The organism is Streptomyces sp. NPDC001415, assembly GCF_053597395.1.
This window is the reverse complement of the sequence record NZ_JBSFIE010000019.1, coordinates 22,308-47,943: the sequence shown is the minus strand read 5'-3', so window position 1 is coordinate 47,943 and position 25,636 is coordinate 22,308. Positions and strand designations below refer to the sequence as shown.

20 protein-coding genes are annotated in these 25,636 nt (G+C 71.0%); 10 read left to right on the top strand and 10 right to left on the bottom strand.

From position 1 onward, the window contains the following. Window positions 1-138: 138 nt before the first annotated feature. Entirely contained in the window at window positions 139-507 is a 369-nt protein-coding gene (locus ACWC2B_RS24090; protein WP_450719859.1) for a hypothetical protein, read from the bottom strand. A gap of 948 nt (window positions 508-1,455) precedes the next feature. On the opposite strand from ACWC2B_RS24090, the gene ACWC2B_RS24085 reads away from it, so the two are divergent. The 6 genes from ACWC2B_RS24085 to ACWC2B_RS24060 all read left to right on the top strand — a co-directional run bounded on the left by ACWC2B_RS24085 (window position 1,456) and on the right by ACWC2B_RS24060 (window position 10,347). After that, on the top strand, window positions 1,456-2,256 hold the full coding sequence (locus ACWC2B_RS24085; protein ID WP_450719857.1) for an AfsR/SARP family transcriptional regulator: 801 nt from the start codon (window positions 1,456-1,458) through the stop codon (window positions 2,254-2,256). Between the two features lie 443 nt (window positions 2,257-2,699). Next, entirely contained in the window at window positions 2,700-6,626 is a 3,927-nt protein-coding gene (locus ACWC2B_RS24080) for an amino acid adenylation domain-containing protein (protein ID WP_450719855.1), read from the top strand. Further along, window positions 6,623-7,600 carry a TauD/TfdA dioxygenase family protein gene (locus tag ACWC2B_RS24075; RefSeq protein ID WP_450719853.1) on the top strand — a complete coding sequence of 326 codons (978 nt, stop codon included), beginning with the start codon at window positions 6,623-6,625 and terminating at the stop codon, window positions 7,598-7,600. Before ACWC2B_RS24080 ends, ACWC2B_RS24075 begins: the two co-directional genes overlap by 4 nt. 1 nt (window position 7,601) lies before the next feature. Further along, window positions 7,602-8,342: an SDR family NAD(P)-dependent oxidoreductase gene (locus tag ACWC2B_RS24070; RefSeq protein ID WP_450719851.1), complete on the top strand. Its 741-nt coding sequence runs from the start codon at window positions 7,602-7,604 to the stop codon at window positions 8,340-8,342. A gap of 89 nt (window positions 8,343-8,431) precedes the next feature. Beyond that, the gene (locus ACWC2B_RS24065; RefSeq protein ID WP_450719849.1) at window positions 8,432-9,244 is read left to right on the top strand and encodes a phytanoyl-CoA dioxygenase family protein; all 813 of its coding nucleotides are present in this window, start codon (window positions 8,432-8,434) and stop codon (window positions 9,242-9,244) included. After that, the gene (locus ACWC2B_RS24060) at window positions 9,241-10,347 is read left to right on the top strand and encodes a zinc-binding dehydrogenase (protein WP_450719847.1); all 1,107 of its coding nucleotides are present in this window, start codon (window positions 9,241-9,243) and stop codon (window positions 10,345-10,347) included. Before ACWC2B_RS24065 ends, ACWC2B_RS24060 begins: the two co-directional genes overlap by 4 nt. 70 nt (window positions 10,348-10,417) lie before the next feature. Here ACWC2B_RS24060 and ACWC2B_RS24055 read toward each other — a convergent pair whose 3' ends face one another. The 4 genes from ACWC2B_RS24055 to ACWC2B_RS24040 all read right to left on the bottom strand — a co-directional run bounded on the left by ACWC2B_RS24055 (window position 10,418) and on the right by ACWC2B_RS24040 (window position 14,800). Continuing rightward, window positions 10,418-11,917 (bottom strand): MFS transporter, encoded by a 1,500-nt coding sequence (locus tag ACWC2B_RS24055; RefSeq protein WP_450719845.1) that lies wholly within the window; start codon window positions 11,915-11,917, stop codon window positions 10,418-10,420. An 8-nt stretch (window positions 11,918-11,925) separates the two neighbouring features. Then, window positions 11,926-12,564, bottom strand: coding sequence for a TetR/AcrR family transcriptional regulator (locus ACWC2B_RS24050; RefSeq protein ID WP_450719843.1), 639 nt, complete (start codon window positions 12,562-12,564; stop codon window positions 11,926-11,928). A 1,063-nt stretch (window positions 12,565-13,627) separates the two neighbouring features. Next, window positions 13,628-14,011, bottom strand: coding sequence for an STAS domain-containing protein (locus ACWC2B_RS24045; RefSeq protein ID WP_450719841.1), 384 nt, complete (start codon window positions 14,009-14,011; stop codon window positions 13,628-13,630). Between the two features lie 267 nt (window positions 14,012-14,278). Further along, the gene (locus ACWC2B_RS24040; RefSeq protein ID WP_450719839.1) at window positions 14,279-14,800 is read right to left on the bottom strand and encodes a response regulator; all 522 of its coding nucleotides are present in this window, start codon (window positions 14,798-14,800) and stop codon (window positions 14,279-14,281) included. A gap of 492 nt (window positions 14,801-15,292) precedes the next feature. Between ACWC2B_RS24040 and ACWC2B_RS24035 the strand changes: the two genes are divergently transcribed. After that, window positions 15,293-16,531, top strand: coding sequence for a hypothetical protein (locus tag ACWC2B_RS24035; protein ID WP_450719837.1), 1,239 nt, complete (start codon window positions 15,293-15,295; stop codon window positions 16,529-16,531). 9 nt (window positions 16,532-16,540) lie between these two features. Here ACWC2B_RS24035 and ACWC2B_RS24030 read toward each other — a convergent pair whose 3' ends face one another. From ACWC2B_RS24030 to ACWC2B_RS24015, 4 genes are all read right to left on the bottom strand, one after another. Further along, a complete protein-coding gene (locus ACWC2B_RS24030) occupies window positions 16,541-18,070 on the bottom strand; it encodes an alpha/beta hydrolase (RefSeq protein ID WP_450719835.1) in 1,530 nt (509 codons plus the stop codon). A gap of 195 nt (window positions 18,071-18,265) precedes the next feature. Then, window positions 18,266-19,105, bottom strand: a complete 840-nt coding sequence (locus ACWC2B_RS24025) for an SDR family oxidoreductase (RefSeq protein WP_450719833.1) — start codon at window positions 19,103-19,105, stop codon at window positions 18,266-18,268. A gap of 89 nt (window positions 19,106-19,194) precedes the next feature. Continuing rightward, window positions 19,195-20,118: a cation diffusion facilitator family transporter gene (locus ACWC2B_RS24020; RefSeq protein ID WP_450719831.1), complete on the bottom strand. Its 924-nt coding sequence runs from the start codon at window positions 20,116-20,118 to the stop codon at window positions 19,195-19,197. A gap of 42 nt (window positions 20,119-20,160) precedes the next feature. Then, a complete protein-coding gene (locus tag ACWC2B_RS24015) occupies window positions 20,161-22,569 on the bottom strand; it encodes a terpene synthase family protein (protein WP_450719829.1) in 2,409 nt (802 codons plus the stop codon). Between the two features lie 280 nt (window positions 22,570-22,849). Between ACWC2B_RS24015 and ACWC2B_RS24010 the strand changes: the two genes are divergently transcribed. From ACWC2B_RS24010 to ACWC2B_RS24000, 3 genes are all read left to right on the top strand, one after another. Beyond that, entirely contained in the window at window positions 22,850-23,440 is a 591-nt protein-coding gene (locus tag ACWC2B_RS24010) for an HhH-GPD-type base excision DNA repair protein (protein WP_450719827.1), read from the top strand. A gap of 394 nt (window positions 23,441-23,834) precedes the next feature. Beyond that, window positions 23,835-24,131: a type II toxin-antitoxin system VapB family antitoxin gene (locus tag ACWC2B_RS24005; protein WP_053725882.1), complete on the top strand. Its 297-nt coding sequence runs from the start codon at window positions 23,835-23,837 to the stop codon at window positions 24,129-24,131. Window positions 24,132-24,244: 113 nt separating this feature from the next. Then, window positions 24,245-24,865: a LytR C-terminal domain-containing protein gene (locus ACWC2B_RS24000; protein ID WP_450719825.1), complete on the top strand. Its 621-nt coding sequence runs from the start codon at window positions 24,245-24,247 to the stop codon at window positions 24,863-24,865. Between the two features lie 28 nt (window positions 24,866-24,893). Here the strand turns inward: ACWC2B_RS24000 and upp are convergent, their stop codons facing one another. After that, window positions 24,894-25,529 carry a uracil phosphoribosyltransferase gene (gene upp, locus ACWC2B_RS23995; RefSeq protein WP_450719823.1) on the bottom strand — a complete coding sequence of 212 codons (636 nt, stop codon included), beginning with the start codon at window positions 25,527-25,529 and terminating at the stop codon, window positions 24,894-24,896. Window positions 25,530-25,636 lie beyond the last annotated feature (107 nt).

Sequence of the window (25,636 nt, the reverse complement as noted above, 5' to 3'; positions counted from 1 at the left end):
CACCTCCGTTCTGTGTGTGGGGGGGGTTCGTTCTGCGCCGAGGGGTGCCCGGCGGCGGGGGGTCGCCGCCGGGCACCTATTCAGGTGGCGCTACGCCGGATGTGGCGGGCGGAGGCATGACCGGCCCCCGCACACCGGCTAGTTGGCGGCGTCGTACTGGACGTCGCCCGGGATGACCCCGTGCAGCCCGTTCGGGCTGACGGCGGGGCCGCCGCTGGAGGAGGACGAGGACTCGCTGGAGGACGAGGACCTGACCTTGGTGGAGACCTTCACGGCGTACTCGGTGGCCTTGACCGCGGTGGCGGCGACCACACTCTGGGCGACGGCGTGCCAGAACTGCGGCTGCACACCGTCGTTGACGACGGTCGCGGTGGCGACGGACTGCTGGGCGACCGCCTTCTGGTCGGGAAGCGAGGTGGCCGACGCGCTGGCCGCACCGAGGCCCGCGGCCCCGGTCGCGACGATGGCGGTGATGACGGCCCCTGCGATGTAACGCTTGGCGTTCACTGTGCTCGCCTTCTCGTATGGAATTGATGTCTGGTGGAGTGTCCGGGCATGGGGGATCCCAGCCGGAACATGAAAGACCGCTGGAATCGATTCGCTCGCGAAACGGTGCACTTTGCACGCGGCTCGACGGCCGACGCGCAATAAATGAGGTGATGTCCGGAAGAGTGGTCAGCTCTGCCGCAGGAAAGTAGCGCCGGTCCCCTTCGCGGACGTCGCGGGAGAGGTCAGGAATCTGCAGATTTCCCGTCCCCGCGGGTCGGTCGCCCTCGGGTCAATGCCCGATGAATGCGCTGGGGCGCCTTTCCTGGAAAGTAACTTAGCAGGGTGATCAATAGCGAATCAATCGCGATATCGATCACGGAGAGCAATGATTGCCAGGACCCTCAGGGGAACCTCAGATCGATGAAATTCCCTTTACCCGACCCCAGGTGTCGCGACCTGGCCCCGGCCGCTCCTGGAATCTGGCAGTATGCCCGGTTCTTCAGGACATAAATGCGGCCTGACCTGCCGAAACACGGCCAGGCGAGGGGCGTGGCGCGCCCCGGACGCTCCGGACGCGAGGCCCCGGAGGCAAAGCGGAATCTTTGCGTCCGCTGTCGATTCTTTACCCCATGGAGAGGGTTTTGGACCTCCGCCGGACCGTCCCGGACGACCGAAAACTACAATGCGTCATGGGCAGGAATGCAGGAAGACGTCCGCCCTCGCGTGATAGTGTCCTGAATTCGTGATCCGGCACAGACCAAAACCGGCCTTTCCAACGAAAATTTGGACAGTCCGGTGGTGTCGGATCACAGTCGGCAGTTCGGACCCGGCAGGCGATTGGCGTATACCAAAGGCGAGAAGTCGCCGGAGTGCGCCATGACCCGTCGGGCGTCGGCTGCTTCTGCTTTCTTCGCACACCATGCCCGGTCTCGCCGGACCGGATTCCGGGCCACTTGACCACGGGGGATGAGAAAGATCGTGTACTTCCGCGTTCTCGGAGCACTTGCGGTGGAGACGGACGAGGGGATCTCACGGACTCCACAGGCGCTGAAACTCCGCGCCCTGCTGGCTCTGTTGTGCCTGAACGACGGCCGGCCGCTGTCCGCGCCGCAGCTCATCGACGCCCTCTGGTCGGGCGCGCCGCCACGCACCGCGTCCACCGCACTTCAGGTGTACGTCTCCAGACTGCGCAAGCACCTGGCCCAGGCGGGCTTCGACGGGCCCGGGCTGCTGCTGACCCGGCCTCCCGGCTACATGATGGAACTCGCCCCGCTCAGCCTCGACCTGCACAGCTTCGAATCGCTGTGCCTGCGGGCCCGGGAGCTGCGCGCGGCGGGCCGCCTCGACGAGGCTTCGGGGCTGCTCTCCCAGGCGCTCGGCCTGTGGACCGGGCCCGCGCTCGCGGACCTGCGCACCGTTCCGGCACTGCAGAATCTGGGCCATCAGCTGGACGAGAAGCGGTCGGTCGCCCTGGAGGAGCACGCCGAGACCGAACTGCTCCTGGGCCGCCACAAGTTGCTCATCGGAGAGCTCTACGGGCTGATCGACGAGCAGCCGATGCGCGAGACCTTCCACGGCCTGCTGATGCTCGCGCTCTACCGCAGCGGACGCCCCGCCGAAGCCCTCATGATCTACAACCGCATCCGCCGCGTCCTCATCGACGAACTCGGCATCGAACCCGGGCGCCGGCTACGGCAGTTGCAGCAGTCGATCCTGGAGCGGGACGCCGTACTGGAAGACAGCAGCCTCGCCCACCTCGCCTGCTGACAGCCCGGGTCTGAACGTCTCCGCGGGAACGCTTCGGCCGGCCGGGCTTCGGCCGGCCGAGGCACGAGTGCGACCGAGGCACGAGTGCGGCCGCGAAAGCTGAGTCGGAAGCGCTGGAGCGTTCATAGAAGGCGAATCTATGGGCGCGTCCAGCGATTTCCCTCATCCTGAAGAAGGAGATCTCAAGGGGTTCAGCGGCGCTTTAGCGGGCCGAAATGTCAGCGGCGTGTATGCGAGCGTTTAGCGGCCCCGTCTAGCGTTCCTCTCGCAGGTGGGGGCGGGTAGTTGGGCAGCGGACCGGCAGCGTCGCGGTACTGCCGCGGCTACTTCGCGGCTCTTTTCCGTACGCACTCCCTGTTCTGTCCCGGCATTCACCGAGAAGCCGCCGAACAGTCCGCGATATGAGGAGTGTGGGAGAAGTGTCAGGGTCAGGACCCGGCGATATGCACCTTCCCGTGTCGGCGGCCCAGCGGGAGATGTGGCTGGCCGAGCAGGTCGATCCGACCGCCCCGCAGCAGCGCATCGGCGAGTACCTCGAAATCCTGGGCCCCATCGACCCCTCGGCCTTCGAAGCGGCCATGCGGCAGGCCGTCGCCGAGGCCGTCCCGCTGCATGCGCGGTTCGCCGAGCGGGACGGGGAGCCCAGGCAGCACGTGGCCCTCTTCTCCGACTGGGAGTTCCCGGTCCTCGACGTCAGCGGCGAACCGGACCCGGCGGCCGCCGCCCTGGCCTGGATGCGGGCCGACCTGGCCCGCCGGATGGACCTGTCCCGCGGGCCGCTCTTCTCGTACGCGCTGTTCACCCTGGCGCCCGGGCACACCTTCTGGTACCTCAGCGCCCACCACGGCGTCGCCGACGGGCACACGGGCGCCCTCATCGCCCAGCGCGTGTCCGAGCTCTACACCGCCATGACCTCCCAACTGCCGCTGCCCGAGCCGAAGTTCGGGTCCATCCAGGACATGCTGGCGAACGACGCCGCCTACCGGGCCTCCGACCGGAGCGTGGCCGACCGGGCGTACTGGACGACACGGTTCGCGGACCAGCCCGACGTCGCCGGCCTCGCCGCCGGGCCGCCCGGCGCGTCCGCCGTACAGGGCCAGATCAGCCAGTCGGGCAGCCTCACCGAGGCCGAGACCGAGGGGCTCAAGGCGGCCGCCCGGGCGGCCCGCACCCACTGGTCCGTCCTGGTGATCGCCGCCGCGGCCGCCCAGGTGCACCGGCTCTCCGAAGAGCAGGACGTCATCCTGAGCCTGCCGATGGCCGCCCGGACCGACGCCGCGGCACGCACCATGCCGGGCATGTACTCCAACGTCCTGCCCCTGCGCGTCACGGTGTGCCCCGATCTCACGGCGTACGACCTCATACGTCAGGTCGCGGGCGGATTCCGGGAGATGATCCGCCACCAGCGCTACCGGGGCGAGCACCTGGCGCGCGACCTCGGCCTGCGGGACCCGGGCCGCTACCGGACCGGACCGATGGTCAACATCATGGCCTTCGACTACGACCTGCACTTCGCGGGGCAGCCCGCCACCGCTCACCACCTGACCCAGGGACTCGTCGAGGACCTGTCGTTCACGGCCTTCGACCGCGCGGACGGCCGGGGCCTGCGCATCGACCTCGTCGCGAACTCCGCCCGCTACAGCGCCGGTGAACTGGCCGCGCACCACCAGCGGTTCCTGCGGATCCTGCGCGCCTTCGCCGAGGATCCGGACACCACGGTCGGCGCGGTCGAGCTGCTCACCGAGGGCGAGCAGACCCGGCTGCTCACCGAACTCGGCTGCCCCGAACGCAAATACCGGGAAGCCACCCTGCCCGAACTGTTCGCCCGGCAGGCCGCGGACACCCCGGACCTGACCGCCGTGGTCTCCGCGGAGGCCACGCTGACCTATGCGCAGCTGGACACCGCCTCGAACCGGCTCGCCCGGCTGCTCATCGCCCGGGGCGTCGGCCCCGAACAGACCGTGGCCCTCGCACTGCCCCGCTCGGCGGGCCTCGCCGTCGCGGTTCTCGCCGTGCTCAAGGCCGGCGGCTGCTACCTGCCCATCGACCCCGAATACCCGGCCGAGCGGCTGGCGTTCATGCTCACCGACACCGCCCCGGCCGCCGTGCTGACCACCAGGGACACCGCCCTGCGGCTGCCGCCGACGGCCGCCCCCCATCTGGTCCTGGACGAGCCCGCCACCGTACGGGAACTGGAGGACCTGGCCGATACGGAGGTCGTCGACGAGGAGCGGCTGTGCCGGCTCGACCCGGCGCACCCCGTGTACGTCATCTACACCTCGGGCACCACGGGGCGGCCCAAGGGCGTGGTGATGCCGGGGCAGGCGATGGTCAACCTCCTGTCCTGGCACGACGAGGCCTTTCCCTCCGAACCCGGCACCAGGATCGCCCAGTTCACCGCGCTCAGCTTCGACGTGTCCGTCCAGGAGCTGCTGTCCGCGCTGCTGTTCGGCAAGACCCTGGTGGTGCCGTCCGACGAGGTCCGGCGCAACCCCGAGCTGCTGGCCGCGTGGTTGGACGAGGAGGGCGTGCACGAGCTCTTCGCCCCCAACCTCGTCCTGGAGGCCCTGTGCGAGGCGGCCCTCGACCAGGGGCGCGCCATCCCGTCGCTGCGGGTCCTGGCGCAGGGCGGCGAGGCACTCACCCCGAGCCGCCGGGTCCGCGAGTTCGTCCGCCTGAGGCCGGGCCGCCGACTGCACAACCACTACGGCCCGAGCGAGACCCACCTGGTGACGGCGCACACCCTGGCGGAGGACGTCGACACGTGGCCGGCGTCGGCGCCGATCGGCCGGCCGATCCCCAACATCCGCGCGTACGTCCTCGACGCCGGTCTGCGCCTGGTCCCCGAGGGGGTGCGCGGAGAGCTGTACCTCGGCGGGGCGGGCGTCGCCCGGGGCTATCTGAACCGCCCCGCGCTGACCGCCGAGCGGTTCGTCGCCGACCCGTACGGGCCGCCGGGAAGCCGCATGTACCGCACCGGCGACGTGGTCCGCTGGCTGCCCGACGGGCAGCTGGAGTACCACGGCCGCTCCGACGACCAGATCAAGATCCGCGGCTTCCGGATCGAGCCCGGCGAGATCAAGGCGGCCCTGGCCGCCTGCCCCGGCATCGCCCAGGCCGAGGTGGTGGCCCGCGAGGTCAGGCCCGGGGACCGGCGGATCGTCGGATACGTCGTGCCTCACACGCCGGGCTGCGACACCGCCGCCGTACGCGATTTCGTACGAGGAAGGCTGCCGGCCCACATGGTGCCGTCGGCCGTCGTCGAGCTGCCGGAGCTGCCGCTGACCCCGAACGGAAAGCTGGACCGCCGGGCCCTGCCCGAGCCCCGGCTCACCGGCACGGCCCCGGCCCGCGAACCGGCCACCGAGCACGAACGGATCCTGTGCCGGCTCTTCGCGCAGGTACTGGAACTGCCGACGGTCGGCGTCGACGAGAACTTCTTCGACCTCGGCGGTCACTCGCTCCTCGCCGCCCGCCTCGTCTCCCGGATCAGAGCCGCCCTCGGCACCCCCCTTGAGGTGCCCGCCCTGTTCGAGTCGCCGAGCCCGGCCGGGCTGGCCCGGCGGATCGCGGAACCGCCGTCCGCCGACGCGCACCGGGTCCTGGTTCCGCTGCGCGCGGAGGGTTCACGGCCCCCGCTGTTCTGTGTCCACCCGGCGGCCGGAACGGTCTGGCCGTACGCGGGCCTGCTGCCGCACCTCGGGCCCGACCAGCCCGTGTACGCGCTCCAGGCACGCGGCCCCCGGGATGCGGCCGGCCTCCCGGCCACCGTCGAGGAGATGGCCGCCGACTACGTGGCCCAGATCCGTGCGGTGCGGCCCGACGGCCCCTACCGGATACTCGGCTGGTCCTTCGGCGGCCTGGTGGCCCACGCCATGGCCACGCTGCTTGAGGACGAGGGCGCGACGGTCGACCTGCTGGCGATGGTGGACTCGTACCCCGTCGACGATGAACTGCGCCGCGACCTCCCGGAGTTCAGCGAGGCCGAGTTCCGCCGCGCCCTGCTCCAGTCGGCCGGCGACGAAGAGATCCTCGACCCGGCCGAGCAGGACCGGCTCCTCGACGTCTACCGCAACAACCTCGGTCTCATGGGCGAGTTCAGGCCGGGCCGGTTCCACGGCGGCCTGCTGTTCTTCCGGGCCACGGAGACCGACCCCGACGACCCGTACGAGCCGGGCCGCAGCACGGCACTGGCCTGGGCGGACCACCTCGGCGGCCCCGTCGAATCCCATGACGTGCCCGCCACCCACCACCGCATGCTGCGGCCGCCGGCACTGGCGGCGATCGGCCCGGCCCTCGCCGCCCGGCTGCGGTCCGCGCACCACTCCGGCGCCCCCGCGCCCCGTACAGCAGGAGGACCACTCTCATGACAGTCACCCCGACCAGCCCCGAAGCCACGGACGCCGACGCCGAGCTCGCGGCCGTACGGTCCCTGGCCCGCCGCGGCATCGAGGGCCGGGCGGACTACCACGGCCCCCGGCTCCTGCGCCGGCTCGCCGACGGCCAGCAGGGCGGTCCGTACGAGCACTTCGAGGTACGCCCTTCGGGCCCCCTGATCGGCGCCGAGATCCACGGCATCGACCTGCGTGCCGCCCTGAGCGACGAGGTGTTCGAGGAGCTCGACCGGGCCCTGCTCGAATGGAAGGTCCTGTTCTTCCGCGACCAGGACGTGACGCCCGAGCAGCAGCGGGCCTTCGCCTCCCGGTGGGGCACGATCGAAGGGCACCCGTTCCTGCCCGCGGGCACGGGTGAGGACGTCGTACGGCTGGAGAAGGGGAAGCAGAACCCCGGCTTCGAGAACGTCTGGCACTACGACTTCCCGTGGATCGAGCGGCCTCCGCTGGGCGCCGTCCTGCGCATGGTGGAGCTGCCGCTTCACGGCGGGGGCGACACGCTGTTCGCGGACGCGGCCGCCGCGTACGACAACCTTCCCGACGAGGTGAAGGCGCGCATCGACGGGCTGAGGACGGTCAACGACTTCACCCCGTCGGCGAACTACCGCGAGCTGATGACCGACGAGCAGCGGGCGCACTTCCAGCAGGTCTACCCTCCGGTGGAACACCCGCTGGTGCGCACCCACCCGAGGACCGGGCGCAAGACCCTGTTCCTGACGTCGATCTTCACGACGCACATCGCGGGGCTGCCGGCCGACGAGAGCGAGGAGCTGCTCGGCTACCTCTTCCGGCAGCTGGAGTACCCCGAGTACCAGGTGCGCTTCCGCTGGGAGGCCAAGTCCATCGCCTTCTGGGACAACCGGGCCGTCCAGCACTACGCCACGTCGGACTACCACCCGCACCGCCGGGTCGCGGACCGCACCGCGATCGCCGGCGACCGGCCGTTCTGACATGACCGGATCCCTGGCCGTGGTCAGCGGCGGCACCCGGGGCATCGGCCTCGCCCTCAGCCTGCGCCTTGCCGGCCTCGGCCACCGGGTGGCCGCCCTGTACCGCGAAGACCACCAATCAGCCGACCGAGCCACCGAGTTGGGGGCCGGCCGGATCGACACCCACCAGGTCGACATGGCCCGCCCCGACCAGGTGCGCACCGTGTGCGAGCGGCTCCTGGCCGAGCACGGCGCTCCCGAGGTCCTGGTGAACAACGCCGGGATCAACCGGGACCGGCCGTTCCTCGAACTCAGCGACGAGGACTGGGACCAGGTCCTCGCGACCAACCTGTCAGGCCCCTTCCACCTGACCCGGGCGCTCGCCCCGGCGATGGTGGCGGCGGGCCGTGGCGTGATCGTCAACGTCGGCGCGACCACCGGAATCCGCCCGCGTGCCAACGGCGTCAACTACTGCGCCAGCAAGGCCGGTCTGCTCCACCTCACCCGCTGTCTGGCACTGGAGCTCGCCCCCGCGATCCGGGTCAACTCGCTCATCCCGGGGTTCACCGACACCGCCGAGGTGGTCGAGCGCTACGGACTCGCCGAGCCGGACCGGCGGGCCGAGGTGCTCGGGCAGATCCCGCTGCGGTCCATCGGCACGGTGGAGAACATCGCCGACGCCCTGGAGTTCCTCGTCGGCAGCGCGGGCCGCTATGTGACGGGGCAGCAACTCGTCGTGGACGGCGGCAACTTCATGGGATGAGCGGACTCCTGCATCCGAGGGGGATGCCCCCGCATGCATCTCGTGAACACATCTCGCACCGCCACTCACAGTCATACGGAGGAACACCGATGCGTCTCACTGAAGAACAAGTCGCCCAGTACCACGAGGAAGGCTTCCTCCTCGTGGAGTCCGCCCTCGACGAGCGGGAGATCGAGGCCTTGCGCGCCGCGTTCCTGCGCGACTGCGAGGTCCGCGGCCCGCAGGTGATCAGAGAGGAGTCCCGCGACGAGGTGCGCGCGGTGTACGCCTCGCACCAGCGGCAGCCCGAGTACGCCGGTCTCATCCGGGACCCCAGGGTGCTCGGCCCGGTGCGGCAACTGCTCACGGACGACGTGTACGTCTACCAGTTCAAGATCAACGCCAAGCCGGCGTTCGGCGGCGAGAAGTGGTCCTGGCACCAGGACTACGTCGCCTGGCGCATCGCCGACCGGCTGCCCGCCCCGCTCCAGGTCAACGTCGGTGTCTTCCTCGACGCCGTCGACGAGTTCAACGGTCCCGTCATCTTCCTGCCGGGCTCGCACCGCTCGGGCCTGGTGCGCGACAGCCGCACGTCCGAGGCGAGGTCCGACCAGCACCTGGACCCGGACGACATCGCGCTGACCCCCGAGCAGCTGTCCGCGCTGGTCGCCGGGCGCGGCATGGTCAGCCCCAAGGGCCCGGCGGGCTCTCTCGTCTTCTTCTCGCCCGAGATAGTGCACGGCTCCGCCCCCAACATGTCACCGTTCCCGCGCCGCCTGCTCATCACCACGTACAACGACACGTCGAACCTGCCGAGTTGGCCGGGTGAACCGCGGCCCGACTACGTCGTGTGCCGCGACGTCGAGCCCCTGCGGCTGCTCGACGCGCCCTTCCTCGACTGCCTCGAAGGGGTGTCGGCATGACGCGCGGGAAGGCCGTCGTCCTGGAGGAGTTCGGCCGGCCTCTCGCGCTGCGGGAGTACGAGGTACCGCCCGCCCCGGCCGGCGGCATGGTCGTCGCCTGCCGCCACGGCGGCATCTGCGGCACCGACCTGCACCTCCAGCAGGGCCATCTGCCGATCCCCACCCCGCTCGTGCTGGGCCACGAGGGGCTGGGCACCGTTCACGAACTCGGGCCGGGCGCGCCCTCGTACGACGCCACCGGGGCCGAACTGCGCGTCGGTGACACCGTGATGTGGGCCTCCTCGATCGCCTGCGGCACCTGCGTGCCGTGCCGGCTGCACCGTGAGCCGACCCTGTGCGAGAACCGCCGCACCTACGGCGTGAACCGCTCCACCCTCGACGGGCCCGAACTCTCCGGCGCCTGGGCGGAGTTCATCGTGCTGCAGCCCGGCACCACCGTCGTGAAGCTCGCCGCCGGTATCGACCCGCTCGCCGCCATGTCCCTGGCCTGCGCGGGGCCGACCGTCGTGCACGCCCTGTACGAGCGGCGGCCGGTCCGCCTCGGTGAGACGGTCGTGGTCCAGGGCAGCGGTCCGGTGGGCCTGGCGGCGGCCGCGTTCGCCCAGCTCGCCGGGGCCGCCAAGGTCATCGTCGTGGGCGGCCCGGAAAGCCGCCTGGCCCTCGCGGCCGCCGCCGGCATAGGCGACGTGCACATCGACATCACCGCACCGGGCGGCACCGCGGCCGTCCTCGACCGAGTCCGCGCGGAGACCGGCGGAGACGGGGCCGACCTCGTCATCGAATGCGCGGGCGTGCCCGCGGCCGTCGCCCAGGGCCTCACGCTGGCCCGCCGCGGCGGCTCCTACCTGGTCATCGGCCAGTACACGGACGCCGGCGACACCCTGCTCAACCCGCACCAGATCGTGCACCGGCAGCTCGATGTCGTCGGATCCTGGGCGTTCACCGGGGCGCACCTCGTCGAGTACGTACGTCTGCTGCCGGCCCTGGCGGCCCGCTTCGACCTGGCGAGCCTGGTGTCGTCGTACCCGCTGCACGACCACGGTGCCGCGCTCACCGCGGTGGCCGACGGCTCGGTGATGAAGGCGGTGTTCACGAACCCGTAGTTCTGGTCGAGCTGGGCTTGAGGGGCCGTCGGATTCCGTCCGTCGGCCCCTCCGGGCTTGGGTCGGCATCTCAGTGCGGGGCCGTCGCCGGCACGGCGTCGTCCGCGGCCGCCCCGGCCCTCTCCGAACCGCCGTTCTGTCGCCCGGCGTTGATGAGGACGAAGGCAGCGGTCGCCGACACGATCAGGATGCCGACGGCCCACCAGATCGCCGTGGCATAGCCGTGCACCGCCGCCTCATTGGCCAGCTGTGCCGGTTTCATGCCTGAACGGGCGTGTGCGGCAAGCCAGTCGGTGGTCGCGCCGGCCGCGATCGTGTTGAGCAGGGCGGTGCCGATGGAGCCGCCGACCTGCTGCGATGTGCTGATCATGGCGGAGGCCACCCCGGCGTCCTGCGGCTGCACACTGCGGGTGGCCAGGCTCATCGCCGGCATGAACGCCGTGCCCATGCCCAGGCCGAGGAGCACTTGAGCGGGCAGTACGAGGCCGAGGTACGAGCTGTCGACCTTGATCTGGGTGAGCAGCGCGATACCGAGGGCCGAGGTCAGGAAGCCGGGCCCCATCAGGAACCGCGGCGGCAGCCGGGTCATCAGGCGGGTGCCGACCTGCGTCGAGCCGAACACCATCCCCACGACCATCGGCAGGAAGGCGAATCCGGTGACGACCGGGCTGTACCCCTTCACGACCTGCAAGTAGTAGGTGAGGAAGAGGAAGAGCCCGAACATGCCGATGACTGCCAGGCCCAGGGAGAGGTAGATTCCGCCCCGGTTGCGCTCGGTCACCACCCGCAGGGGCAGCAGAGGCGCCCGGACCCGGCTCTCGACGAGGACGAACGTGCCGAGCAGGAGCGCCGAGCCGATGAAGAGGCCGAGGGTGAACGGGGCGGTCCAGCCGTCGGATTCGGCGCGGGTGAATCCGTACACCAGTGAAAGCAGCCCGGCCGTGGCGAGGATGACGCCGGGGATGTCGAGGCGGGCGCCGTTGCGGCTGCCGGCCGGCTCGCGGACCACGGTGACGGCGCCGACCACCGCCGCGACGGCGAACGGGATGTTGACGAACAGCGCCCATCGCCAGTTCAGGTACTCGGTCAGCACCCCGCCCAGGATCAGGCCGACAGCGCCGCCGGCACCGGAGATCGCCCCGTAGATCCCGAACGCCTTGGCGCGCTCGCGGGGTTCGGTGAACGTGACGGCGAGCAGCGAGAGGGCGGCCGGGGCGAGCAGCGCGCCGAACACGCCCTGCAGGGCGCGGGCGCCGAGCAGCATCCCGGGGTTGACCGCGAGGCCGCCGAGCGCGGACGCGCCCGCGAACCCGAGCAGCCCGATGATGAACGCACGCCTGCGCCCGGTGAGGTCGGCGATGCGGCCGCCGAAGAGCAGCAGGCCGCCGAACGCCAGCGTGTAGGCGGTGATCACCCACTGGCGGTTGCCGTCGGAGATGCCGAGGTCGTGCTGGGCCGAGGGGAGGGCGATGTTCACGATGGTCGTGTCGAGCACGACCATCAGCTGCGCGATGCCGATGAATATGAGCGCTTTCCAACGCCGCGGGTCCGCCTGGGTGTTCGCGTGCATGACGCCTCTCAGTTGACCGGTCGGCCGGGGGACGGGGCCAGGGACGGCAGCAGGGTGGGCAGCAGTTCGGCGAGTACGTCGACGGCGGCGTCCAGCGCTTCCTGGCTGCCGGGGCCGCCGGTGGCGGTCCTGGCGAGAATGCCCTCGCGGGACGAGAGCAGAAACGTGGCGAGGCTCTGCGGGTCCACGGCGCCTATGCGCTCAAGCAGGGGCGCGAGGGCCCCGGTGACGGCCTTGTCGTGCTCGTGCAGCCGCGCGCTGAGCTCCGGGCTGCGGGCCGCGTCGAGCCGGAACTCCAGGAAGAGCAGGATCCATCCCCGCTCGGCCGGGTCGACCGCGAGGAGCAGCGCCCCGATCCGTCGGGCGGCTCCCGGCGCGGGGTCGCCGAGCAGCGCCTCCAACTGGTCGAGCCGGTGCGCGGAATGCCGGTCGAACAGCGCGAGGACGAGATCCTGCTTGCTCTCGAAATTGGAGTAGAAGGCGCCCCGGGTGTACCCGGCGGCCGCACACACGTCCTCGACGGTGGTCTTCCCGTACCCCCGCTCGACCAGCACCCGGCCCGCGGCGTCGAGCAGCCGCTCACGCGTGTGAACCCGCCGCCGCGGCGGCCGTCCGGGATCAGTGGAAGCACTCTTCGATGTAGCCACGCGGGAACGATACAGGATGTATTTAATACGCAGTGTATCGAGTGCCGGAACGCCCCCGTGGCGTAGGTCCCGCCCGGCGGGGCGGGACCTACGGGCCGGGGCCGGGGGGGCGGGGCGGGGCCGGGGGGGGGGCGGCAGGCGGGGCGGCCGGGGGGCACAGCCTGCCCGGCGAGGTGGATCGCCTTCACGGCCCTCGACCTCTTCCCGCCACCGGTCGTCGCCGGTCGTCGCCGGGATGCCTTCCCGGGGACGCCTCGCTCGGGTGGTCGGAGCCCGTGCTCGCGGTTCTGGTGGCATTCACCGCCGTACAGCAGCGCCCAGACGGCTCATCCACATCTGCCGCACCGCGGGTCGGGACGCTCCCGCACAACCGCGGCCCCCCAGACGAACATGTGGAAAACCCCGGGCTGGCCGAAGGCCGTCTTTCCCGGGGCGGTGCTGAGGTCTAGCGTTTTCACTGGCCCCGGACCCCGGCCGCGTTTCAGGCATCGAGCGATGTTCCGTGGGCCGAAGCAGAGGTGGGGCCATTGCGACAGCAGGCGCCTGCTGCGGGCCTCCGCCACCCTTGGGGCGCGCCCCCTGCCCATCCCCGGACGGGCCACATGGTGCGCGGGCACATCTCGTACAGCCATATGGTGCGGACCTTCATGTCGTGCGGCCACGTGGTGCGGGATCACTTGTCGCCCAGCCGCGTCGTGCGGGACCACCTGTCGCTCCGCCACGTGGTACGAGATCACCCGTTGCCCAGCCCCGTGGTGCGGGACCACATATCGCGCGGCCACATGGTGCACAGCCGCACCCCGACCAGCCCCGGCCCGTGACCGGGACCGCGCTCAGCAGTACCGAAGCCCCCACGACTCCCATGGGGCGCCGGAATACTCCCGCTGTTCCGGCGTCCCATGGTCGAGGGCGGACCTGGCCTCGCGGCGGATCGCCGAGGGGAGGAGGCCAGGTCCGCGAACAGCCGACAGGGCGAATTCCCCTTCTGTATAAGGGAATTGACGCATCATCAACGGCGGTACCGGGCGGCCAGGGCAGGCCCCGGCTTCGCCCGGGCCTGCCCTCAGGGACCGCCTGGCACGGCGAGCGCGTGGTCGCCGTCGGTCAGGGGCGGCGGAAGCCGGTCGAGGACGACGAAGGCGGATTCGAGGCCCGTGAGCCGGAACAGCCGCATGACGCCGTGCGTCCCGCGGACCAGGCGCAGGGTGCCGCCTCGGGCGTCCACGCTGTTCCGCACGCCGTCGAGGAGTCGCAGGCCGCCCGCGTCCATGAACGTGACCGGGCGCAGATCGATCACCACTTCCGGCGCGTCCCGGTCGACTATTTTCTCCACCGCGGGGCCGAGGACCAGTTGGGCCTCGATGTCGATCTCCCCGAACAACTCCAGGACGGTGGTCGCTTCCACCGCCCGATCCCACAGGCCGAACCCGGACACGTCGGCACGCATGAGGAACCCCCATCGCTCCCCTCGGGAAAACGATCCCCTCGGGACGGACAAGCAGCACACGACCGGCCGACTTCTCCCCAGCGCCGGAGCAGAGCAGAGCCACCAGGGTCCGGGGCCACACTGCTCATCGTGCCCTCCCATCATGCCCGTTTGTCCCCCATCAGACCCGCTTCCGACCGGAGTTGACCGAACCTGCACAGCCAGTCACGTACCCGATCGTGTACTCGACCGCACACCCGATTCATGGCGCTTCGTTCCAGCAGCGCCTCACAGAGGCGGCTCCCCCGGCTGGCGGGGTACGTGGACGGTTTCCGTGGGGCGCAACTGGCGGCGTTTGGCGGGGAATTGGGGCGGTTCCGTCGGATGGTTGCGGGGTCCGCGGCCGCGGGGCGGGGAGCCGGTCAGGAGGATGCTCGTGCGGTACAGGTACTGGACCTTGATGCGCAGGGCCCAGGGGTCGATGGGTTTGATCAAGTAGTCGGCCACGCCCAACTGCAGTGCTCTGGCGGCCATTTCACTGTCCTGGCCCATGCCGGTCACCAGGATGACGGGGATCACCTGGGTCTGGGTCAGGCGGCTCAGATAGCGGGCCACGTCCAGACCGCTCACGCCCGGCATCACGACGTCGAGGATCGCGACCGCTATCCCTCCGTGCAGCGCGGCCTTGAGGGCGGCGTCCCCGCTGGTCGCGAGCTCCAGCGGATATCCGAGCGGCGCGAGGATGCTCTCCATGGCGAACAGGTTGTCCTCGTGGTCGTCGACCAGTAGCACCTTCATGTCCGCGGACATGGCCCCATCACCTTCACTCGGGAGCGCCGGATAGGCATATGCCCGTTCACGGCCGCTCGTACGCAGTCGGGGAGCACCACTGTGCTGTGCATGTGGGGAATGCACATGTGGCATGCATGTGCCGGGTCGGGTCCGCACATGGTCTTCGGCTGGCTTGTGTGGCACGAATTCTCGCACCGGGCGCCCCGGAACATCAGGGTGTCGACAATGCCGGTTCCGCTTGCCTCGGCGACACCGGGTGTCGACACGCACGTGCCACTGGCCCATGTCCCGCCTCGCTCACACCTACGGGTGAACCCCGGGGACGCCCCTCCAGGGCCCGCCGGAGCTGCGACAACCCCAAGATCCGCTTATCTCGGTCGTGTTCGCCGACCCCGCAGCGACGTGAACCACCGTTCACCGTGCGGAACTTGATCCCGGCTGCCTCCAGAATGACCGGATGATGATCCCGTCATCCCCTTTCGTACGGTACGCGGCCAGGAACGGCGAGCGATGAACGCGCCCGTCTCCCCCGAGCTCTCGACCTCTCCCCCAAGCTCTCGACTCCGGTCGAGCAGGGAAGACCCCATTGAGCAGGGGGGACCTCCGTCGGCCGTCGACCGCTCGGCCGCCCTGACGCCCGCGGTGATCGGCACCGTGCTGGTGATCGTCGCCGGCTGGCTGCTCCTCTCCACGGTGCCCCGCACGCTCGATGAGGAGCGGGCGTTCGCGGCCGCGCCCGGCTGCCCGGTCGCCGAGGTCTCCATGGAGTGCAGGCACACCGTCGCGGCGACCGTGACCTCCGCCGCGGCCGACCACAGACATCGCTCGACGTACTACTGGCTGGGCTTCGGCCATGTGCAGGACGGGCCCGGGCCGCTGTCCGGGCGGCTCAAGTCCAGCCCGTTGGGGACCGGTTCGCCGAAGCGACCCGCCCTGGCGCCGCGCCGCGTCAAAATGGACGGCCGCGCCCCGGTGTTCGCGGCCGTGCGCCCCGGGTCGGGGCTCCGACTCACGTACTGGCGCGGGGAGGTCAGGTACGTCGAGTTCCAGGGGCTGCGCCAGTACACGGCGGCCGATCCCCGGGGCGGCTACCGGTTGCCGCTGGCCGCGGCGCTCGTGCTGCTCTCCGTAGGAGGGGCGTGCCTGCGCAGCGCGTACTGCTGGGTCCGGCGCGCCGAGCCGCCCGCGCACGAGCCCTGGCGGCTCACCGTGCCGCTGGCGGCGGTGCTCCTCATCTCGTGCTTCGCCTTCGGTACGCCCTGGGTCACCGGCGGGGTGCCGACCGCGCTGCTGCTCACCGCGGTCGGGGCCGTGCCCGTCCTGGCCGGGGCCGCGTGGCTGACGCGCCGACACCACCGGCGCACCACCGACACGATCAGGGTGACTCCGCTGGCCCCCCTCGGCGAGGTGTGCTTCCCCGGCACGATCCTCGGCGAAGTCCCGTACAGCCACGAGGGGTTCGGCCACCTGGTGGCCGCCCCGGGGCTACTCGCCTCCACCCCCGACCCGGCCGGCCGGTTCGCCCGCCGGCCCGTGCCCCGCACCCTCACGGCCGTCCGGGTCCGCCCGCCCTACTGGACCGACCCGGGACCCCGGCCCGCCCCCGGCGCGCAGGTGGTGGAGTGCCGGGACGGGGCGACCCCGGTGTATGTGGTGACCGAACAGCGCTACACCGCCTTGGTGTTGGGCGCGCTCAGGCGACCGGCGGAGGCCCAGCTGCGGGTGGGCAGCGGTACAGCGAGGACGTAGTGGCCGCGCCTACTCGCCCGGGACCTCCGCCGGGCAGCTCGTGCCCTCCCGCGGCACCGTGCCGTCCGCGAAGAAGGCGTCCACCTTGGCGCGGATGCACTGGGAGGCCGAGTACGCGCCGTGGCCCTCACCCTCGTATGTCATCAGAACACCGGAACCGAGCCGTTTCGCTGTGTCCTGGGCCCATGGGTACGGGGTCGCCGGGTCGCCCTTGCCGCCGACGACCAGGATCTTGGGCGCGCCGGGATGGTCTATCCGCCTGATGTAGTCGGTGCCCGCGGGCCACCCCGCGCAGGCGACGGCCCGCCCGGCCGATCCGGGCCCGAAGTACGGGGATTCCTGGGTGAGTTGCTTCTGTACGGCGTCGAACTCCTTGACCGGGTCGGCCGGCCGTACCGGATCGTCGGCGCAGTTGATCGCGAGCATCGCCTCGTTGGAGTTGTCGGCGGGCGGGTAGTCCATGCCCTCGTTGAGCGAGGCCAGGACGGTGGGGTCGTCCTCCTGGAGGAGGGCGGCGATGCCCGCGGACAGCGTGGGCCAGGCGGCCTGGCTGTAGAGGGCGGCCTGGACCGCGCTCTGGAGGTCGTCACCGGTGAAGTCCTGGTCGTCGGCGCCCGTCACCGTCTTCCCGTCGGCGAGCTTGGCGACCGCCGTCTCGAACGTGCCCTTCACCTCCGCCGGGCTGGTGCCGAGCTCGCAGTTCTGCTGCGCGCAGCCCGCGAAGAACGCGTCGAGCGCCTGCTGGAAACCCTTGGTCTGCGCCAGGGCGTCCTGCTCGGCGGTGCCCTGCAGGGTGTCGACGGCGTCGAGGACCATCCGCCCGGTCTTCTTCGGGAACTGGCTCGCATAGACCGCGCCGAGCCGCGTCCCGTACGAAATCCCCAGGTAGTTGAGCTGCTTGTCGCCGAGCACCTGGCGCAGTACGTCCATGTCGCGGGAGGCGTTGACGGTGCCGACGTGGTCGAGGACCGGACCGGTCTTCTGGCGGCAGGCCTCGGCGATCCGCCGCGCCTCGGCGACCGCGGCGGCGCCGGTGTCCGGCCCGCCCCGGCTCTCGCCGTCCAGCTGCGCAGGCTCGTCCTCGCCGCCGCAGCGCACGGGGGAGCTGCGCGCGACCCCGCGCGGATCGAAGCTCACCAGGTCGTAGTGCTTGCCGATCCCGGCGGCCTCGCCCCGGAACGCGGCCAGACCGTCGACCCCGGAGGCGCCGGGCCCGCCGAAGTTGAAGACGACGGAGCCCTTGCGGTCCTTACCGTGTGCCCCGGTCTTGAAACGGGCCAACGCCAGCGAGATGGCCCCCTTGCCGAGGTCCGCGTAGTCGACCGGGACACTGAGGGTGCTGCACTCCATCTCCCGTACGGAATCGAGGAGTTCACCGGTCTGGCCCTCGGTCGGCTTGCACGGCTCCCAGCCGATCTTCTGCTGGTAGAACCGCCCGAGATCCGGCCCCGGCTCGGCGGCGCGGGTGAGCGCCGCGGGGCCGATGAGCGCCAGGACCGCCGCTGCGGCCCCGGCCGCGATCGCACGTCGAGCGAGCATCGACTCACCCTTCCAGGTAGCCAAGCCCCTCGTTCAGGCTAAGCGCTCCGCGGGAAGGGCGGCCATTCGACTGCGGGGCGGCGGGGGCGAGGGGCGGCGGGCGGGGGCTGGCGGCGAGGAGCCGACGGGCCGGGGCTGGCGGCGAGGAGCCGACGGGGGCGCAGCCGCTTCCTCCGGCCGCGCCCCTCAGCTCCCTCACGCTCGGTAGCCGCCCTGTGCCTGCTCCCCGTGCTCCCCCTGCTTCTCGCGCTTCTCCCGCTTTCCCTGCTCCGCCAGCCACTCCGCGAATGAGGTGACGCCCTGGGCGTCGGGGCGGGCGGAGGCGAGGTGGCCGGCGCGGAGGGCTCGGCCCATGCGGCCGGGGATGGGGGCGGGCAGGAGGGCGGCCCTGCGCGCCGTGGTGGTGCGCCAGGTCGCGGCCAGGGTGCGCAGGTCGGTCCGCTCCGGGCCCGCCGCCTCGATACGGCCGTGACGCGGGGCGGCCTCGGCCGCGTCAGCGACGGCCCGGGCGGCTTCCACCGCGGCCACGGGCCGCATCGTCACGTCCTTCGGGGCGAGCAGGACGCGAGCCCGGGCCGTCGCCGTGAACAGCCCCGCGATCAGCTCGTGGAACTGCGTGGCCCGCACAATCGTCCACGGCACCGGGCCCGCCATCACGGCGTCCTCCTGGGCCACCTTGACCTTGTAGTACGGCATCGGCACCCGGTCGCAGCCCACGATCGACACGCACACATGGTGGCCCACACCCGCCGCGTGCTCCGCCGCGACCAGGCGCTTCGTGCCGTCCACGAGCGTGGCGCGCATGGTGCGCGGGGACGTGGAATTCGCCGCGTCGACCACCACGTCACAGCCGGCGAGCGCGGCCTCCAGGCCCTCGCCCGTGCACAGGTCGACCGGAAATTCGGCCGACCTCCGGCTCAGCACACGCACGTTGTGCCCGCGCGCCCGCAGCTCTTCGACGACATGGCGACCGAGCGTGCCGGTGCCTCCGGCGACGGCGATCTGCAGGATGTTCGTGTCGTCAGCGTCATTCATGTGGTCCGCCTCTGTGTGGTTCATGCCCAGGGGACGGGACGGCGCCGCGATCTGTGACACATACATGGGTGACTGTTAGACACAGGCTCTTAGTGGTGGAGGGATTCCGCGGCCTCGCTGTGGCCCTCGGGTTCCAGCTGGATCGTGGAGTGGGCCACGTCGAAGTGGTCCCCCACACAGCTCTGGAGCCGGGTGAGCAGGGCCCCGTATCCACCGTCCAGGGCGGCCTCCTTCACCACCACATGTGCGGTGAGCACAGGCATCCCGGAGGTCACCGTCCAACCGTGCAGATCATGTACGTCGACCACACCCGGCTCGTCGAGGAGATGGCGGCGCACTTCGGCGAGGTCCACGCCGACCGGGGCCGCCTCCATCAGCACGTGCAGGGCGTCGCGCAGCAGTCCGTACGTCCTCGGCACGATCAGCAGCCCGATGACGATGGAGGCGATCGGGTCGGCGGCCTGCCAGCCGGTGAACAGGATGACCAGACCGCCCACGATCACCGCGACCGAGCCCAGCGCGTCGCCGAGCACCTCCAGATAGGCGCCGCGCAGGTTGAGGCTCTTGTCCTTGGCGTCCTTCAGGAGCCACAGGCCCACGAGGTTCGCGGCGAGCCCGCCCACCGCGACCGCGAACATCAGCCCGCCCTTGACCTCGACCGGCTCGCTGAAACGGCCGATCGCCGACCACAGGACCCAGACGAAGATCGCGGCCAGGAGCAGGGCGTTCAGGACCGCCGAGAAGATCTCCACCCGGTAGAAGCCGAAGGTCCGGCGGGGTGTCGGAGCGCGCTGGGCAAGCGTGATCGCGCCGAGCGCGAGGGACACCCCGACCGCGTCGGTGAGGCTGTGCGCGGCGTCGGCGAGCAGCGCCAGGCTGCCGGAAAGCAGCGCGCCGACCACCTGGATGAGGGTGATCGACGCGCTGATGCCGATGGTCCACAGGAGCCGCCTGCGGTAGGTGCCGCTGAGCGTGCCGGATGCGGCGGAGGGCGCGCCGTGGTCGGGTCCCATGCGCGCCTCCTCGTGCGGGTGTGGCCCCCGCACATCAGAGGATCACGTGGCGTGGGCTCCCGCCACTGTGGGGACGGGGAGAGTGGGCGCCCACTCGGCCGACACAGGCAGCGACGGCACGGCAGGCCCCATAGGTGCGGCAGCCCCCACGGGCGCGGGCGCCACACTCGTCAGGGGCGGCGCGGCCACCGGCATCCCCACGGAGGGCACGACCGCCGTCGGCATCGTCGGCACCTCCGGCAGCCGCACCCGGTCCGCCGACGTTCCCGTTCCTGTGGGCCGCATCCACCCCGGGGCCGCCCCCGTCTGGGACGCGGTATGGGGGTGGCTGCCGTGCGGCAGGGCCTCCGGGAGGTCCTCGTCCCTGTAGCGGCGTACCGAGACATGCCAGTTCAGGATGCCCGCGATCCAGTCCTGGAGTTCGGCCACATAGCTGTCGAGCGCCGCCCGCCCCCGCTCGTCGAGCTCGAAGTCCTCGTGAAGAACGGGCAGTTCATTGTCGATGACGTGCTGGAACTGGCGCAGCCTCGACCGCATCAGGTCGTCGACGATGCGAAGACCCGTCGGGTAGTCGCAGTTGAAGAAGTTCTGGACGACGAGGACGCCGTTGTGCAGCGCGCCCTCGTACTCGATCTCCTTCTGGTACGAGAAGACGTCGTTGAGGAGGCAGCAGTAGTCGGCCGCCGCGTTCTCCATGCTGCGGATGGGGCCGCTCTCGTAGATCCCGGGCGGCAGTTGGCCCGCGTGGCGCAGCCGGGACAGGCTCATCGTGAGGTCGGAGCCGAAGGTGTACCGGCGCATCTCGATGTAGTCGACGGGGTCGGGGATGCGGTGCTGGGCCTGGTTGTGCAGCTCCCAGAGCCAGCTTTCCAGCATGACGTCGACGGACCGGCGGAAGGCCGCGCGGGCCTCGACGGACATCGGCCCGGCGGTGCGCGCCCACAGGTCGGCGAGGCCGCGCTCCATGGGGGTCTGCGCCAGCAGGCGCCCGGCCTCGGGCTCGTCCACCGGCATGCAGGCGGAGAGGCGTTCGTTGTTCGCCCGCGCCCCGGCCAGGTTGCGCGGACGCCCGTAGATCAGCGGGTAGTAGTCGTCGCCGTACGTGCCCCAGGTCAGCCATTGGGCGCTGAGTTCGAGCTCCTCCCGCGTGGCGTCGGGGTCGAGTCCGGCGGAGCAGAGCGCGAAGTTGTAGCCCGCCAGCTTCTCCCTGTCCCAGACGTCGTGGAGCAGCCCCATACGTTCCGCCCAGTCGAGCGACGACTCATGTGCGTGGGCCACATGTGGGCTGAGCGTCAGTGGGTACGGCACATCGAACTCGGGCAGCAGCGACGGGCCGACCTTCTGCAAGGGGACGTGCGTGAAGCTGCGCTGCCGGGCCTCGGCCGGGCGCCCGAACAGCGTCGTGACGTCGAGCGCCGAGGTACCGAGCACCCCCTCGAAGTGGGAGGAGCCGAGGAGGACGCCCTCGTTCATGTAGCGGCTGGAGCGCATGTGCCACTCGTGGCCACCGGACTGCCAGTCCTGAAGTCCCTTGACGTACGCCGCGACGCCCGCGCACTGGTCCGGCGTGAGGCCCTTCTCCAGGCACAGGGCCGGGACTTCGGTGAGCGCGGTGTTCTCGAACTGCTGGAGCCGCGAGGTCAGCAGGTCGTTGACGGCCTCGGCGGCCTCCTGTGTCGTGCACCCGAGAAACGTCTCAAGTACCAGGATGCCATTGCTGAGCTCGCCCTCGTCCTCGACCTCGCGCTGGTAGGAGAAGAGGTCGTTGCGCAGGTGGACGCCGTCGGCGAAGGCGTCGGTGAGGACCCGCAGCGGCCTCGACTCGGCTACGGAGGCCGGGAGTTCGGCGTTGGCGGCGTACTCGATGAGCCCGGCCGACCAGGGCGCGCCGCCCACCTTTCGGCGCATCTCGATGTACTCGACGGGGTTGGCGATCCGCCCCGCGTTGATGTTGGCGAGCTCCCACAGCGACTCGTTGAGCAGGTTGCGGGTGCTGACGGCGAAGCGCTCGCGCCACTCGTGCGTCATCGACGGGACGGTGCGAGCCCACAGGTCGGCGAGGCCCGCCTCGACCGGGTTGGTCGCCTCGGGGAACCCGTCGGCGAGATCCATCGGCATGAACGCGGGCAGCCGGTCGAGATACTCCTTGCCGCCCTTGCGGTCCAGGGTCCGTTTGAACATCTCCAGGAAGTGGTCGTCGAAGAAGAACACCCACACGTACCAGTCGGTGACCAGGGCGAGCTGTTCGGCGTCGCAGTCGGGGTGGGTGTACGAGCAGAGCAGCGCGTAGTCGTGCGCGTCGAGGTCCTTGAGCTCCCAGATCCCGGATCCCTCCAGCATGCCCATCTGCCGGGCCCAGCTGCGGGAATGCGTTCTGGCGGACTCCAGATGGCGATTGAGCCGGGCCGGATACGGCAGATAGAAATCCGGCAGGACAAAAGGCTGGCTCACTGCGGTGGCCCCTCCTGATACGCACATGCCTGGTACGCACGTGATGGTCCGGCCCGAACTACCCCGCCGGGCCCGGGCCATTCGGGGGCCGTACGTCTGCCATACGAAAGCGTGAGCCGATTCGAAAAGGGGGGCGGGCGGGGCGCCTATGGGGGTGGGGACCCCTTGCCGAGCCCGCCAGATACCGCCCCCGGGTGTCCGAGTGCCCCCGGTGTCCACGTGCCCCGACCGCCCCGGGTGTCCACGTGCGCTGCCGTCCGCTGCCGTCGATCATCTAGGCATGAACACAACCCTTCGGCTCGCCCAGCAGCCCGAGGCCGACGAGCTGCTCGGCCGCAGCCCGCTGGCCGCCCTGGTCGGCATGCTGCTCGACCAGCAGGTCCCCATGGAGTGGGCGTTCTCCGGCCCGTACACGATCGCCCAGCGCATGCACGTGGACGATCTCGACGCCGGAGCCATCGCCGCGTACGCCCCGGAGGCCTTCGCGGAGCTCCTCAAGGAGAAGCCGGCCGTACACCGCTACCCCGGGTCCATGGCCAAGCGGATCCAGCAGCTCTGCCAGTTCCTCGTCGAGGAGTACGGGGGTGACGCGGCCGGGGTGTGGACGGGCGTGGCGTCCGGCGCCGAGCTCCTGGCCCGCCTTCAGGCGCTGCCCGGATTCGGCGAGCAGAAGGCGAAGATCTTCCTCGCCCTCCTGGGCAAGCAGCTCGGGGTCCGCCCCAAGGGGTGGCGCGAGGCCGCGGGGTCTTATGGCGAGGCGAACTGCTTCCGCTCGGTGGCCGACATCACCGGGCCGGAGTCGCTGACGAAGGTACGGGCGTACAAGCAGGAGGCGAAGGCCGCGGCGCGGGCGGCGAAGCCGGCGAAGTGAGCGCCGGGGGGCGGGACCCGCACCCCCCCCCGGCATGGAGAAGGGGATCCGGATCGGCGCGTCCGGTCGGCACCGGCCGTCCCAGAACAGCGCGCCCAGTTGCGTCGCGGGGCCGGTGAAGCCGTATCCGGCGGCGATGGAGAAGAGGACGGCGGTGACGGGGAGGACGCCTCAGGGGGGCGCGGACGCATCGACGCACGCTGGTCCCCGATCCCGCGCTCCGGTTTCGTCCGGCCCGGCGGCGCCTATGGGCTCGGGAGCGGCCGCCGTCCGGTCGCTGTCGGTCATGACGGGCCCCCCGCGTCGGGTTGCGTCAGCTTTGCCGGGACTTGCCCAGGATTGCACTCGCGCTCCATGGCTGCGCCCGGAGCCGCTCGCCCGGTAGGCTTTCCGTGTGATCTTCAAGCGCATCGGAAGCGGGCGGCCGTACCCCGACCACGGCCGGGAAAGCACCCGGCAGTGGGCGGACGTCGCGCCGCGCCCGGTCCGGCTCGATCAGCTCGTGACCACCAAGGGGCAGCTCGACCTGGAGACCCTCCTCGCGGAGGACTCCACGTTCTACGGCGACCTCTTCGCGCACGTCGTGAAGTGGCAGGGCGACCTCTACCTGGAGGACGGGCTGCACCGGGCGGTACGGGCAGCGCTGCAGCAGCGCCAGGTTCTGCACGCCCGCGTACTCGAAATGGACTGAGTCCGACAGCCGGGTGAGCCTTTCGGACCCTTTGACGCGCATACGGGCGCACACGCGCGCCAACCGTTGATCATTTAGTAGGCATCATCACGGGTCGGCACTACCCTGCGCCTATGAGCATGCTCACTCCCCCCGGCATGGGCGGAAAGTACCGCATCAAGGGTGACGCGTACCCGCGGATGCGACGTCCCCGAAGGCGCGGCCGGCTGATCCTCGCGCTGGTCGGCGCGGTCCTGGCCCTCGGCCTGATCGGCTGGGGGACGATCCAGCTCATCGACGTGTTCGGCGGCGGCGGGAAGTCGAAAGCGGCGGCCCGGCAGAAGGACTGCCCCACGCCCGCCGCCTCGGGCGCCCCCCAGGCGCTGCCCAAGCCCGCGCAGATCACCGTCAACGTCTACAACGCGACCCCGCGCGCGGGTCTGGCCAAGGCGGTCGCGGACGAGCTGAAGAAGCGCGGCTTCGCGATCGGCAAGGTCGGCAACGCGCCCGGGGAGTACGACAAGAAGGTCCCGGGCAACGGGGTGCTCCTGGGCGCCCCCGCGGCCACCCGCGGCCCGTTCTCCGTACTCGGCGCACAGCTCAAGGGCGCGGCGCAGAAGACCGACACGCGCAACACGCCGGACGTCGATCTCATTCTGGGTACGACGTTCGCCGACCTGAACACGCCCAAGGACGCGGACACGGCCCTGGCCGCCCTGGCCAAGCCCGCACCCGCGCCCTCGGGGAAGTGCTGAGGACCCTCCAAGAGCCCTTCGAAGGGGCCTACTCGGCCGTCCCGTACATCCGGTCGCCCGCGTCGCCCAGGCCCGGCACGATGTAGCCGTGCTCGTTCAGGCGCTCGTCGACCGAGGCGGTCACCACGGTCACCGGCGTACCCGCCAGCTCGCGCTCCATGAGCTCGACGCCTTCGGGGGCGGCGAGCAGCACCACGGCGGTGACGTCGTCCGCGCCGCGCTTGATCAGCTCACGGATCGCCGCCACCAGCGTGCCGCCGGTCGCCAGCATCGGGTCCAGGACGTACACCTGGCGGCCGGAGAGGTCCTCGGGCATGCGGGTCGCGTACGTGGAGGCCTCCAGGGTCTCCTCGTTGCGGATCATGCCGAGGAAGCCCACTTCGGCGGTCGGCAGCAGGCGCACCATGCCGTCGAGCATGCCGAGACCGGCCCGCAGGATCGGGACCACCAGCGGACGCGGGTACGAGAGCTTCACGCCCGTCGTCGGCGTCACCGGCGTCTCGATGTCCACCTGCTCGGTGCGCACGTCCCGGGTGGCCTCGTAGGCGAGCAGGGTGACCAGCTCGTCGGCGAGCCGCCGGAAGGTCGGGGAGTCGGTGCGCTTGTCGCGCAGCGTGGTGAGCTTGTGCGCCACGAGAGGGTGGTCGACAACATGGATCCGCATGACGACCACAGTAACCGGGGCGTAGCGGCCCCGCGTCCCACCTGCTGCCCTTTCGTGCTGGCGTCAAGCGCCCGAACGGGGGGAAGGTGGGAGACAGGAGACGACCC